Annotated in this window: 10 protein-coding genes and 1 pseudogene; 1 reads left to right on the plus strand and 10 read right to left on the minus strand. The window is 44.7% G+C overall.

Translation table 11 applies throughout. The features are described 5' to 3' along the window. Positions 1-45: 45 nt before the first annotated feature. The 3 genes from HMPREF0083_RS29800 to HMPREF0083_RS15630 form a co-directional block, all read right to left on the minus strand. Complete coding sequence (locus HMPREF0083_RS29800) at positions 46-177, minus strand: hypothetical protein (protein ID WP_021622527.1); 132 nt, start codon at positions 175-177, stop codon at positions 46-48. 120 nt (positions 178-297) lie between these two features. Beyond that, positions 298-1,548, minus strand: a complete 1,251-nt coding sequence (locus tag HMPREF0083_RS15625) for a bacillibactin exporter BcbE (RefSeq protein WP_021622528.1) — start codon at positions 1,546-1,548, stop codon at positions 298-300. A gap of 43 nt (positions 1,549-1,591) precedes the next feature. Next, on the minus strand, positions 1,592-1,777 hold the full coding sequence (locus tag HMPREF0083_RS15630; protein ID WP_021622529.1) for a hypothetical protein: 186 nt from the start codon (positions 1,775-1,777) through the stop codon (positions 1,592-1,594). 436 nt (positions 1,778-2,213) lie between these two features. Between HMPREF0083_RS15630 and HMPREF0083_RS15635 the strand changes: the two genes are divergently transcribed. After that, positions 2,214-2,891 (plus strand): DUF1232 domain-containing protein, encoded by a 678-nt coding sequence (locus HMPREF0083_RS15635; protein WP_040303036.1) that lies wholly within the window; start codon positions 2,214-2,216, stop codon positions 2,889-2,891. An 82-nt stretch (positions 2,892-2,973) separates the two neighbouring features. Here HMPREF0083_RS15635 and lepB read toward each other — a convergent pair whose 3' ends face one another. The 7 genes and pseudogenes from lepB to HMPREF0083_RS15670 form a co-directional block, all read right to left on the minus strand. Next, entirely contained in the window at positions 2,974-3,498 is a 525-nt protein-coding gene (gene lepB / locus HMPREF0083_RS15640) for a signal peptidase I (RefSeq protein WP_370951640.1), read from the minus strand. A 175-nt stretch (positions 3,499-3,673) separates the two neighbouring features. Continuing rightward, a complete protein-coding gene (gene mutL / locus HMPREF0083_RS15645; RefSeq protein WP_167331573.1) occupies positions 3,674-5,671 on the minus strand; it encodes a DNA mismatch repair endonuclease MutL in 1,998 nt (665 codons plus the stop codon). A 24-nt stretch (positions 5,672-5,695) separates the two neighbouring features. Beyond that, positions 5,696-8,416 (minus strand): DNA mismatch repair protein MutS, encoded by a 2,721-nt coding sequence (gene mutS, locus HMPREF0083_RS15650; protein WP_245191348.1) that lies wholly within the window; start codon positions 8,414-8,416, stop codon positions 5,696-5,698. A gap of 41 nt (positions 8,417-8,457) precedes the next feature. After that, a complete protein-coding gene (locus HMPREF0083_RS15655; protein ID WP_021622535.1) occupies positions 8,458-9,903 on the minus strand; it encodes a putative amidoligase domain-containing protein in 1,446 nt (481 codons plus the stop codon). Between the two features lie 84 nt (positions 9,904-9,987). Beyond that, positions 9,988-10,308, minus strand: a pseudogene (gene cotE / locus HMPREF0083_RS15660) (outer spore coat protein CotE); the annotation flags it as partial. Positions 10,309-10,441: 133 nt separating this feature from the next. Further along, on the minus strand, positions 10,442-12,169 hold the full coding sequence (locus tag HMPREF0083_RS15665) for a methyl-accepting chemotaxis protein (RefSeq protein WP_040303038.1): 1,728 nt from the start codon (positions 12,167-12,169) through the stop codon (positions 10,442-10,444). Positions 12,170-12,493: 324 nt separating this feature from the next. After that, on the minus strand, positions 12,494-14,035 hold the full coding sequence (locus HMPREF0083_RS15670; RefSeq protein ID WP_209421085.1) for a recombinase family protein: 1,542 nt from the start codon (positions 14,033-14,035) through the stop codon (positions 12,494-12,496). Positions 14,036-14,039 lie beyond the last annotated feature (4 nt).

Raw genomic sequence — 14,039 nt, forward strand, 5'->3', positions numbered from 1 at the left:
TGACGATCCACTCTGGATCATACTGGATAATCAATACCCTTGATTTTACAATTTATTTTTTTTGGCAAACTGGTTATCCATCCAAACAGCACACTTCCAAATGAGAACTGCACTAACAATTAAGGCTACACCAATAATTATCAATTGAATCGGATGCTCTGTAATCTTTAATCTCATGAGGCTTACCTCCTTGATTAAAGCCTTTCCTTTATAATTAAGAACTAACCCTGTTTTACCATGCTATTATAGCAAAAGTATAACGGTATCCTCCTCTGCAAAGCGTAATATGCTTAGCTTCTATCTAACTCGTTCTTTTTTAGATACAAGGATTGAGAAAACGCTTCCTTTTACAGGCGGTTTGCCCGGAGGCTTAATCGCAAACAGTGAAAGAATCGCGGCAACTATACACACTACAGTAACTGAAAAGAATAATGTTTTATGGGAAAATTTTATTAAAAAGGCAAAGACGGGCGGTCCAAGCGCTACACCGATAAACCGTGCACTATTATATAAAGAAGTAATGGTTCCCCGTTCTTCTTCCCCAAACCCTTGTGTAATTAAAGCATCGAGGCTAGGAAGCGCTGCGCCTATTCCAATCCCGCTTAAAGAAAGCGCAAAGATCAAGATGTAGACGCTATTGGAGAAGCTTATCCAGAGTATACTCCCGGATAAGAGCAACATCCCTGAAAACGCAATCCATTTCATTATTGTTTTATTCTCGCCGATAATTTTTCCCGTAATGTAAGACGTAATACATAGTGCTGCTAAAGGGATGGCCAGAATCAGCCCCTTCATTACTCCTTCAATTTTGTACTGACTTTCTAATATAGATGATAAATGAAAAAGAACGCCAAACAAAACAAACATCGAAATACAGCCAATGGAAAAAATGGCGTACAACCAACGTCCTTCAGTTTTAAAAATATATGCAATAGATGCTTTAAAGGCTTTAAAATCCTTGGGCTCTTTTTTCTCTTTTGGTGTTTTCACAAAAAAAGCTACGAGCAATGCAGAAATCAAGCAGAAAACAAGCGTAGCAAAAAAGGGGACATACCATAGGAGTGATGCTAAGAAAGCCCCTAAAACGGGACTTAATACTTTACCAAACGTATTGGATGTTTCAATAAATCCAAGTCCTGCACTTACTTCACTCTTGCTTCGGAACATATCTCCGATAAGCGGCATGACGATAGGAAAAGCACCTGCCGCGCCTATTCCCTGCAGTAAACGGCCTACAAGAATCATGAAATAAGGATGGGACATTTTCCAGGCCGCCCATCCTGACAAAAGACCTCCCAGACCAGCAATAATTAAACCGGGAATAATAATTACTTTTCGTCCCATTCTATCGGAAAGAAACCCTGCTATTGGAATGAAAAGAATAGCTACTACAGAATAAACAGTAATAATCATGCTGGCCTGCAATGGAGAAATCGCCAATTTTTTCTCCATAATAGGCAGGACGGGAATGAGCATCGAATTCCCCAATGTCATGACAAGCGGAATGGATGCAATAGAAATTAAATCCCATGTTTTTTTATCGTCCATGATATTCTCCTGCTATCCTTTTATGAATTCTAACCATCCGCACTTACTGCCAGTACAAAAATTGATAATCGTTTTCTCGACTTGTTGCTTCCTCGTCTGTTTGGATATCTACGCTTGCAGTAAGACTTAATGGTTCAGCATTCATTCGTTCGTTTATATATTGATTTTTATCCTGAGCAAATTGATTTGTAAGAAGAGACGCAGTTTTTGTTTTTTGCTTTTTCTCCATTAGTCATCGCCACCCTTTCTGTATTAGGATTCCACAGTTAGAAAATTTAATGCCTATATGATGTTTTGCTTTTTTCATGGCTGTTCACCTTTTCTGACACAAGAAAGCCTCCCACTCATATTGGGAGGCTTTTGGCCCTGCTTGCTTTTCGGATTAATAATATGTTGGGTATGGATGCAGTTACGCCCGCACCAGTTTTTTGTTATACTGCTCATTTATAATTCATACAATAAAACAACAAGTATTAATGAAAAACGGGTTGAATATTATGTCTCAAGAGTGTTGATTATTTCTTTCTAAAGCGTTAAGAAAAGAGCATTTGCTGAGAGCGCAATACCAGGAAATACAGCTTTCCCCAGCCGAACTTCCCCTGATTGGTCAACCTTTCACTCTTATCGCTTTTTATTTATCACTATTTGTAAGGAGTGATCTGGTTATGTACGCAAATAAAAAAGACCAAAGTATAGGGTTACTGTTAAAAGCATTGCTAAAAGAGCGCTCATTGTCTATGCGTAAGCTCAGTGCACTTACAGGAATCGACACAGCCACTATTTCACGAATTGCAAACGACAAACAGCAGGCAAAACCTGAGCACCTGCAACAATTCGCTCATCACCTTGGTGTCCCTGCATATAAATTATTTAAAGCTGCAGGCTTTAATTTCGAAATGCAACCAGAACAGCAACACTCAGATATTCATGCTTCAGTGGATACGATTCAAGAAATTCTTGCATCTTCCAATTTATTTGATCAACAGTATACAACAGAACGGGTTCAGCAAGAATTGACCAAATACGAGAAGTATGCGTTGACCGAGGAAGGCAAACGCATTATCATGGAAGAATTTCAAGCAAAAGTCGATCAAGTAAGCGGCGCTGGACCGTTTATCGATCAACTGAAGCTTATGCATAAACTTTTTTGCAAGAATAAAATGACACTAGAAGAACGCTCTATAATAGGAAGTGCATTATTGTACTTTGTCTTATCTGCGGACATTATACCCGATTATGTTTTTCCGTTTGGCTATCTTGATGATGCCATCGCCGTCCAACTTGTATTAAATCGACTTCCACAAATAAAAGCTACTGCTCAGCAAGGTGATAATCAGTTATAAGAAAGGAGAGCATGGAATCACGCCCGCTCTCCCTTCTTGCTACACCATATAACAGCCAGCTTCAGTGTCTGATACTGCGTTGTTATGGCCATTTCTTAATACCCATCAAATGATCAAGAGGAATAAAACCAATGTTTCTACTATCATTGCTATTATTTCGATTATCCCCCATCACAAAAATATGGTTATCTGGAACAACCCATTTTCTATCTGACTCAAAATCCATGGTTTCTTTAATATAAGGCTCCTGTATTGCCTCTCCATTTCGGTACACCTTGTGATCTTTAAATTCTAATACGTCTCCTGGCTTACCAATCACTCTTTTTACATAAAAGATTTCTTCGTTTGTATTCCCGTTTATAAGTTGAAAAAACGGATGCTCTACGATGTTATCTTTAAAAGTACGCTCCCTGTTAACACGACTGTCAATAACAACGATATCACCGTAGTCGGGAAGGTTGGAAAAGGTATGCGATAGTTTTGAAACATATATTCGCTCCTGATCATGCAGAGTAGGATCCATGGAATGCCCTTCCACCTTATAAGGTTGAAAAACAAAGATGCTAATAAATATGGATAAGATGAAGCCAATCCCAATTGGCCCCATCCAGCTTCTAAGCTCTTTTACAACTTTCATAAAGACGGATGCCTCCCTTATTTCGATAAACATATTCTACCATATATTTGAACTGCCCCCACTTACCTGACGGTTGAAGCAGGAGATTTAGGAAAAAGAGGAATGTGTCGATTTATCCAATCAGATGTATATGTGTGCCCAATGCCTACATCACTCTTTTGAACATCTTCTCAATATCGTATGTTGAGAAATGAATAATAATCGGACGACCATGCGGGCACGTAAACGGACTGCTCGTCCGACGCAATCGCTCAATAAGAGCCTCTATCTCGGCATGGTTCAAGTAACGGTTTGCCTTGATAGCGGCCTTGCACGACATCGTAATGGCAGCCGCTTCGCGCAGCTTCACCACATCGATTCCTTTCTTCGACGTGAGGACCATATCTACCATTTCCCGTAGAATTCCCTCTTCTTCCCCCCGTGGCAGCCAGCGCGGATGGGAGCGAATAATATAACTGTTCGTTCCAAACGGTTCCATATGCACACCTACACGTTCAAACCATTCACGCCCTTCATCTACTGCAGCTGCTTCAGCTGCTGTCAGCTCCAGCGTAATCGGGATAAGCAGTTCCTGACTCTCTATGGCTTCTTCGTGCAGTTTGTTAAGAAAGTATTCATAAAAAATGCGCTCCTGTGCGGCATGCTGGTCAATCATGAACATTCCATCCTGATTCTGTGCCAAAATATATGTGCCATGCAATTGACCGAGTGCATACATCTCCGGCACGCGCAAATTACGAGCTTCCTCTTTCCTCTCGTAACCCGCTGGGTCTTGCTCCTCATGCTCGACTGATGATGAAACTTGTGGCGCTGTAGCAGGTTCATCCATTGTGCTTGCCGTTTCCTGATGCTCTGCGACATAGTCTGAGCCCGGTTCTGTATGATATAGGCTCGCCTCTGCCTCCTTCTCCTCTTGCTCTAAGCTAGAAGCGGAAAAATCGGGCAGCTCCCACCGGTTTCCTGTTTCCGTAGCCCCAACGCTATCTTCTTTTTGCCCTTCTGCTCGTTCTGTCCTCCATTCCGGATCAGGTGCAGAAACCAAGCGTTTTTCTTCTTTATCCGGTACGAATAGCGTCCAATCCATAGATGCCTGATATTCATTGTTCTTCGGACGTGGACCAGCCGACTCATTCCGGCCTGGTTCCGGAATGAGTCGCTGACCGCTCCACACCTGCTTGACTTCTCGCTCCACGAACGCATACAGCTCCTGGTCTTTGCTGAAACGGACCTCAAGTTTGGCCGGGTGCACATTCACATCAACCAGCGTCGGCTCCATCTCAAGCGAAAGCACCGCAATCGGATATCTGTTAATCGGCAACAAGGTATGGTAACCGCGTAGAATCGCATTCGTCAGTCCCATGCTTCGTATATAGCGTCCATTAATCAATGTCGAAATGTATGAGCGACTTGCCCGGGTGATTTCCGGTTTGGCAAGATACCCGGACAATCTGAAATCAAGCGATTCCGCTTCGATCTGAACCATGCTGCGAGCAAGATTCATACCGTACACTGCCGCAATGACATGAAGCAGTTGGCCGTCTCCTGATGTACGCAATAATTGCTTCTGATTATGTGTAAGCAGAAATGCAATATTCGGATGTGACAGCGCTAAACGATTCATTACATCAGAAACATGACCGACTTCCGTATGGATGGTTTTCATATACTTCAAACGGGCCGGTGTATTGTAGAATAAATCTGATATAACAACCTCAGTGCCGCGGGGGAATGCAACCGGTTCGCAAACTTCTTCTGTCCCTCCCGAAATACGGATGCGTGTACCGCCCTGCTCACCCCGGGCCGTACTCTTAATTTCCGTTCGCGAAACAGCCGCAATACTTGGCAATGCTTCACCCCGAAATCCTAGCGTGCGGATATGAGACAGATCACGCTCCCGTTTCAGCTTGCTGGTAGCATGCCGCTCAAATGCCAAACGGCAATCCGCCTCCACCATGCCACATCCGTTATCTACTACGCGAATGGAAGTTAAACCGCCTTCCTCCAAATGCACTTCGATGCGGGTGCTCCCTGCATCAATCGCATTTTCTACCAACTCCTTCACAACAGAGGCCGGCCGCTCAACCACTTCACCAGCCGCAATCAAATTGGCTAATTGGGTATCCATTACCTGAATGTTTGCCACGGACATCCCCTCCTCGCTTATCCGTTACATATGTTGCTTTAACTCAAACAAAAAGTTCATCGCCTGCATCGGCGTCATATTCAATAAGTCCGCTTCACGCAATTTTTTCAGAGCCTTTTCTTCCGTCTTGTTTACTCCAGGTCTGTCAGCCTTTTTCTCCTGAACAGACCGTACCGGTTCACCAAAAAGGTTAAGCTGTTCGACTTCTTCCACTACCTCGACTGCACCAACCGATACAGGCTCCCGTACAAGAGTAATCTGGGGTTCCGCTACCGGAGCATTCTCCTTTAGCCGGTGCAGTTCTCCATCCTCTGACACAACCTCCCGGGCGACTGCCCCTTCATATTCATCCAGCAACTGATTGGCCCGTTCAATGATGCGTGAAGGCAGCCCTGCAATTTGAGCGCAATAAATACCGTAGCTCTTGTCCGCTGGACCGTGAACGAGTTTACGCAGGAAAATAACATTGTCCTCTGTTTCATTAACGGCCATATGGAAGTTTTTCAGGCGGTCAAGCGTCGCTTCAAGATGCGACAATTCATGATAATGCGTGGAGACAAGCGTCTTACAGCCAATATCATTATGCAGGTACTCAATAACAGCTTGTGCGATGGACATTCCTTCCGAAGTGGAAGTGCCTCGGCCCAGTTCATCAATGATGACGAGGCTGCGTTCACCCGCATTTGACAGCGTAACTTCAATCTCTTTCATTTCAACCATAAATGTACTCTGACCGCCTACCAAATCATCTGCTGCCCCAATCCGGGTAAAGATGCGATCAACCGGTGTTACCTGCACGAATTCTGCCGGTACGAAGCTGCCTATCTGCGCCATAATGACAATTAGCGCCACCTGACGCATATATGTGCTTTTCCCGGCCATGTTCGGACCGGTAATCAACAAAATTTGCTGCTCGGTACCAAGTTCAGTGTCATTCGGCACAAAGGGCTCGCCACGCAGCACTGCTTCTACAACTGGATGGCGGCCATCCCGAATTACAAGCGGCCCATCTACCAGTATTTCCGGCTTCACATAGCGGTTATCCTGAGCCACAGTGGCAAACGATTGGAGTACGTCTACCGTTGCTACCTGCACAGCCAATGTTTGCAATCGTTTCACCTGATGTGCAATTCTTTCCCTAATTTCTACAAACAGCTGGTATTCCAATTCGGAGCGTTTCTCTTCCGCCTCCAGAATGAGCGCTTCCTTTTCTTTCAGCTCCGGTGTAATAAAGCGCTCGGCATTAGCCAATGTTTGCTTGCGCTCATAGCGCCCCTCCGGGAGCGCAGCAAGGTTTGCTTTAGTAACTTCAATATAATAACCGAATACTTTGTTGTATCCGACCTTTAGAGAGCGAATGCCCGTCACTTGCCGTTCCTGCTGTTCCAATCCGGCAATCCATTGTTTACCTTCACGGCTGGCTGTGCGCAGCTTGTCCAAATAATCATGATAACCTTCTTTAATTAACCCGCCTTCTTTGATAACAATCGGCGGGTCGTCAACAATACCCGTATCAATCATATTAATAATATCCGGACAATGGTCTAGCCGGCCTGCCACATCTCGCAATGCTTCCGAGCTGCCAGCCAGCTCACGGAGCGTGCGTTTAAGCATCGGTATTGACTGTAGCGAGGATTTCAGCTGGACTAAATCCCTTGGGCTTGCTGTACCGTATGCAATACGTCCGGCCAAACGTTCCAAGTCATATACTTCTTTTAGACTGGTGCGCAGTTCATCTCGTGCCAGCCACCCATCCAGAAGCGCTTGTACTGCTTCCTGACGGCGTTCAATCTCTGCTTTGCTAAGAAGCGGCTTGTCAATCCAGCGACGCAGAAGCCTTCCGCCCATAGCAGTCACCGTCTGATCCAGCAGCCATAGCAGTGAACCTTTCTTCGACTTCTCTCGAATAGTCTCTACCAGTTCAAGATTGCGTCGTGTAAATTGATCGAGTACCATAAAAGCAGCTGCTTCATACAGATTCACCCGATGCAAATGATCGAGTGAACGCTTTTGGGTCTCTTTTAGATACGACAGTAGGCCGCGGGACGCCGCAAGCATTGCCGGCGTGCTTTCCCGTCCACACTTCACATCGCTGAACAAGGCGGCAAACCCTGCTTGTGTGTCCTCCTTCATATCCATATCTACGGAACGCTTTGTTACAACGATAGAGTACAAGGCCAACTGTTCGGATAGCTCTTCGTCCTCCAGCGTTTCTTCTCCGGTAAGTAGCACAAGTTCTGATGGGCGATACTGCATAATCTCATCGAACAGTTGCGATTGGGTCGGCACTTCCGTTACATGAAATTCGCCGGTAGAAATATCACATGCAGCAAGCGCAAACGCCGCATTACACATAAGCGCCGAAAGCAAATAGTTATTTTCCTTATCCTGCAGAAGCTTCCCTTCCATAACCGTGCCTGGTGTAATAACGCGGGTTACTTCCCTACGCACTACACCTTTAGCTTGCTTCGGATCTTCCACCTGTTCACAAATCGCAACCTTATAGCCCTTCTCGATTAACTGGGCGATGTATGTATCTACCGAATGATGCGGCACACCGCACATCGGAATGCGTTCTTCGCCGCCCCCTTCACGTCCAGTCAGCGTAATTTCCAATTCCCGCGACGCGGTCAGCGCGTCCTCAAAGAAAAGCTCATAGAAATCGCCCAACCGAAAGAATAAAAAAGCATCCTTGTACTGGGCTTTGATTGCGAGGTATTGCTGAATCATGGGGGTATATTTCATAACGTTTTTTCTCTCCTGTACTGGCATTTTCTCTTCTATCATTATAACACACTGTGTTCGTATGCTCGACGAGAAACAGATGATTCCGGCTGAAACGGCGGCAGCTTCCAGACAGGCCGGATATCCGAATATTCATCCCACTGAGTCCGAGATAGGATGTGCTGTGCGAACGGTTCTAAATACATAGCATAATGCGCATACATTTCCGTTTCACGCAATTCATCCCACAAGCGGGGAACAAGCGGAAACAATGTATCACGATCGCCATGGTAGAAGGCATGGTGCAGCTCCTGATTCAGGAATGGCCGTGTCCGAAGCTCCCTGTATGACAGAGCGATTAGATGACTTAATGCCAACACGCCACGCGTCACTTTAGGGGACACAAGAAAACTTGGCAGTGTTCGATATTCAAATCCACCGTGGAACTGATAGCGCATATCTCCCAATTGTCCATAACGTGGTCTGCGGGCAAGCGAACGAGGACTTTCCAGCATAAATACAGACAGTGCCAAATATCCATCCAAGGCACGCAACCATTGCGCATTCGGTACAGCTCCGCTGAAATGGATATGACCGCCAATCGGATACCCGGTCAAAGGCATGCCTCCTGCTACCCATTCGATATGCGGTGAACCTGTTTTCCGAATGGCTATCATCATCGTGCGGTACAGATTACGAAACAGCTCCCTGGCATCAGCCGCGGGATCTGGCCGCAGCTCCGCCAACGGGCGAAGCTTCTTCGTCTCGTCGCCCCGCATACAGACACGATCACAACCGACCGGCCCTTCCTTCGGAAAGCAATCGGAAGCCAGCACCAAATTCCCCGCCTGATTGCGAAGTATAAATTCTATATCAGCTCCCAGCATAATGGGCGTATCAGAGGCACAATACTCCCGGCAGAAATTTTCAATACGGGAAATAAACTTTCGGGCTAATGTGCGGGTCATGTGAAAAGTAGTAGCGACATTAAGTACCCGCATCGTTCCATGCATATCAACACCCAAATAAACCGCCGCAAAGTCCAGTCCCAATGTGTACACACTCCGGATTGCGTATTGTTTAAGGCGGCGAATTTCTCTTGTTTTCTGCTCGGGGTCTATCTCTTCGTATCTGTCCTCTCCTTCTTTAACACGGTTATTCAACCAGAGACGACGTCCAGACGAACGATACAGACTAATCATATCCTGCTGAAATACAATCGCGATATAGCGGCGTATCGTGGCTGTAGCAGACGTGTCAGCTATGCCATGAGGGATTCCGCTATCGGAAAGCATTCTGGCTGCAATGGTAGAATCGGAGGCATTCGCAATCGCTTCCTTTCCGTTTAACACTACCGTATATCGCTCACAAGCGGAAAGCCCTGCTTCGCCCCATTGCACCACGAAATCCGGCTGTTCAGTTACAAAAGGTCCATATTTTCCCAACCATAGATCAAGCAAGGGTGCATCGGGAACATTCGCCTGACTGTACAGCAGAAAACAAGTCATACTTCAGCTTCCTTTCCTGTAAAATAGCCCAAAAAGAAAAAGGGAGGATGTTCCCCTCCCACGGTTATCGTTTTGCATGTGCCGTTAATCCAGGAAGGAGTCTGGATCAAGGTCTGCGAAATCATCCAGCTCCTCAAAGTCGTCGGTAAAGACATCGTCTTTTTCCCCGTCATCGCAAATATCGCAAACCCAGACGCACAGCTTCGTCTCTCCGACGATTTCCACCGTGTATTCACGTTCTACCGTAACTACGATTCCACCACCAGGTCTTATCTTGGCTTCCACACAGTTTGGTTCCTGCGTTACACGCGCCGTTACTTCCACATCTCCACGCAAATTCGGGTCATAGTAGGAAAGGGGAACGACTTCGACAAACTTAGCGGTATCCTTCAACACGGTGGTCTCTGTGTTGTTATTCTAATTGTATAAGATAAGCTCGCGGACATCTTCACTCGTGCTTGAACAAAAACAAAAAGCCTGACCGTCCACCCTGTTTCCCATAACAGGATACTAAGCCAGGCTTTATATTAAATCGCGCCTAGAGAGTAAACTTACGAAGCTCTTCATGCAGGTTTTTGGACAAGTCTGCCATTTCGCATGCACTCGCAGCGATTTCCTGTACGGTAGCCAACTGCTCTTCCGCTGCGGCCGCTACTTCCTGTGATGCGGATGAAGCTTCCTGAATGATGGTCGCAATCTTCTGGATTCCCTGCAGTACATTCTCTACCGTTCCGTTCATATTCTCCAGCATTTCCTTCATGTTCCGTGAGTCTATCTCCGTTACCCGAACATGCTCGACAATCGCATCCAGTGACTCCCCACCCTGACGAATCATTTGCACCTGTTGCCCGACAGCCTGCTGGCTATGCCGCATAGAACGCATGGTTACTTCAGTTTCCTGCTGTATAGCCTGTGCAAGTGTTGTAATCATTCCCGCTGCTGTGTTTGTCTGTTCTGCCAATTTCCGCACTTCATTGGCTACGACAGCGAATCCGCGGCCATGTTCGCCAGCACGGGATGCCTCAATGGTTGCATTTAACGCCAGTAAATTCGTCTGGCTGGAGATGTCCGTAATAACAGTAATAATATTACTGATTTCGACGGAACGGTGTACAAGCTGTTCCATTGTTTTACAAGCTTTTTCTACAGCCTCCGAAATAGCAGGAAGATATTCTATCGCTTGCTGAATCGCCTGCTGCCCTTCATTTGAAATGGTAACCGCAGCTAATGCGTTTTTCATATTGCGTTCGGCCTGTTCTTTACCGGAAGCAACAAATTCGCTTGCCTTTCCCATCATTCGAACAATCTCTTCAGCCTGATCGCTCTGCCTGTTGCTTCCTTCCGCCACTTCCTGAATAGTCTGGGCAACACGTGTGGATGTATGCTCCGACTGTTCAGTCGCTTGCGACAGGTGTTCTGCCGCAGCAGCCACATGATCAACCATTTGCTGTACTTGACGCAGAAAGCTTGCCAGTGTATCTTCCATTACTTGAAACGAATGCGCCAATTTGCCTACTTCATCATTGCGTTTCTTGAATACGCCCTCTTTTTCAATTTGAATCGAAAAATCACCGGCCGCAATTTTTTCGGCTGTCTCTGTTACAACACGAAGCGGACGTAAACTTTTGCGCAAGAAGAACGCAAACAGAACAATAGAACCAACAATCAACAGTATGCTTGTCATCAAAAAAGCCGGGAGGGCAGAAGAAATCACTTCTTTAATAAGACTCGTAACAAATGGAGCGCTTACATCAACCTCTAACAAGCCGATAACCTGTCCGGTCTCATCTTTAATTGGGACGATAGCCGGTAAATAATCACCGTACTTTTCATCTCGAACAATACTGCTTCCTATTTTTTTTCCTTGAAATATTTGTGACGCCTCTGCATAGCTCAGCACTTCAGTCGATTCTCCAATCGGGGAAGTAACGTCCGATCCTTTGGGCTGTCCATCAATCATAATATTTAATTCATTCTTGCCCAGCGCTATCGTACAAACATACAAGGCACCGATTTTTTCCCGTACATCGTTTAATGTATTTCGTATATTCCAATAGTCTTCATTTTCTACCGGGTTGGCAAGGAATCGTTTATATGCCTGCACGTCCACATACTTTACTGCGTTTTCAGCAATTTGTATACTGTTCTCTGCTACTGTCTGCTCTACAGCTTCCATAACACCTCGGTAAGAAAAAAAGGCACTAATTCCTACTACAAGAACGACAAGCACAGTAGAAAGCAGCGAAATTTTCCCCCGTAACCCCACATATTTCACACACCTTTTCCGTCAGATTATTCATACCTTGGCGAAAGATAGCTCCGCTCTTTAGTTATATAATGTAGATTTTTACAGTTGCAAACTCAATGCCAAATAAACGCAATATATTAATATTGAAAACAACCAACTTAAAGAGAAAGGTTCTTTTATACCTAGTTCTTTATGTCCTTCCCTATCGGTTTATAACAAAATATACAAGCCAAAATTCATAATACAAAAATGTTAAGCAGGGTAATTGGCAGCAAAAAACTATGCAAAGAAACATACATTATTCAAAAAGGAATAAAAAGCAGGCGCAAACCTGCCTTTTGCTTAGTTATACAAATCAAACGTAAATTTTATACTCGTAATCGTTGTTTTATCATATATATCAATTCGTTCAATCAGCTTATGGAACAAAGCACGCAGATGCTGAATGTCATCCATCGTAATTTTATGGCGCTTATCCAGCACTTCTTCTAGCGTGTATTTCTTTGATCCTGTTTTCTTGCTCTCTTCAATTTGCTTATGAACAGCTATTACCTGCTGCTCTATCGCTTGAATTTGATTTTTTAGTACAGATAGAACCTCACGTAGCACGTCTTGCTCAAGCACATCACTGTTTGTAGCGGCATGTACCTGCTTCTTCTGCAGCTTTCTTTTTTGTTCCACTAATAACTGTAATTTTTCCGTAAGTGTAGTGATTTTTATCTGATTACGCGAAATCAAAAACCGTTTTGGAGATTTCTTAATTTCATTCATCAGCAATTCAAAAAGCTCCTTCTCCAATGCTTTCGCCGGAACCGGGTCATGTACACAGGCAGATTTTCCATATTTATGATTGCGGCCGCATTTGTAATAACGGTAATGGTAGTTCTCATTGTCAGGCTTTGTGGAACGAATAGATACCATTCCCGCACCGCACCTGGCACAATATAAAATACCGGACAACGGATATTTGGCCCGATTCGAGGTTTTCCCTACTTTTTCCTGTCTTTCCCTCATAATCTCTTGCGCTTGTAAAAATAAGCTTCGCTTAATAATTGCTGGATGTGCATCTTTTGCGACGATTGGATTTCCCGTTTCAATATACTTTCTATTTTTTTTGATTAGATTTTGATTTGCATCATAGACCCGCTCCAGCTTTGCACGTCTCGTTCCATACACCACGTCACCTACATAGGCTCTATTTTCCAGTATTCTCCGAATCGTAGCCTGCTGAAACGGATTGTTGTTAACTGTTTTGTAGCCTTTTTCATTTAATCGATTCGCTATGGCTAATGTACCTATCCGCTCATGCACATACCAATGAAAAATTAAGCGTATCACTTCTGCCTGAATATCATCGATCTCCAATCGATGTGTTTCACAATCGCGCCGATACCCAAACGGAATTTTAGAAGCCGGCCACTTTCCGGAACGCGCTTTTTCGCGAAATCCGGCCGATACCCTACTGCTAATGCGCTCAGACTCTATTTCGGCCATGAAGTTGCTAATCTTGAATAAAAGCTTGGATTCAGCTCTTTTTGAATCGTACCCATCATTTGATCGGATTCTAACTCCAGACGCTTCGAGAATCCTTACGATTTTCAGGTTCTCTTCTTCATCGCGTCCCATACGTGTAATCTCTTTAAACAGAACTACTTTAAAAATTCCCTTTTTAGCATCCTCAAGAAGTCGCTTCATTGCCGGTCGTTCCAATATTGTCGTATAGTATCCGCTATAACCTTCATCTATATATACAAGCTTTGCATCGGTATAATAATCTGTCGTAAAGTTTCGGCACATATAATCTTTCATTAATGAAATTTGGTGGTCAATGGAGTCTCCCTGCTGATCAGTGGAAACCCTCGCATAGATGGCAACAGGTATCATCTCA

The sequence above is a fragment of the Aneurinibacillus aneurinilyticus ATCC 12856 genome (genome assembly GCF_000466385.1).
Lineage (GTDB): Bacteria > Bacillota > Bacilli > Aneurinibacillales > Aneurinibacillaceae > Aneurinibacillus > Aneurinibacillus aneurinilyticus.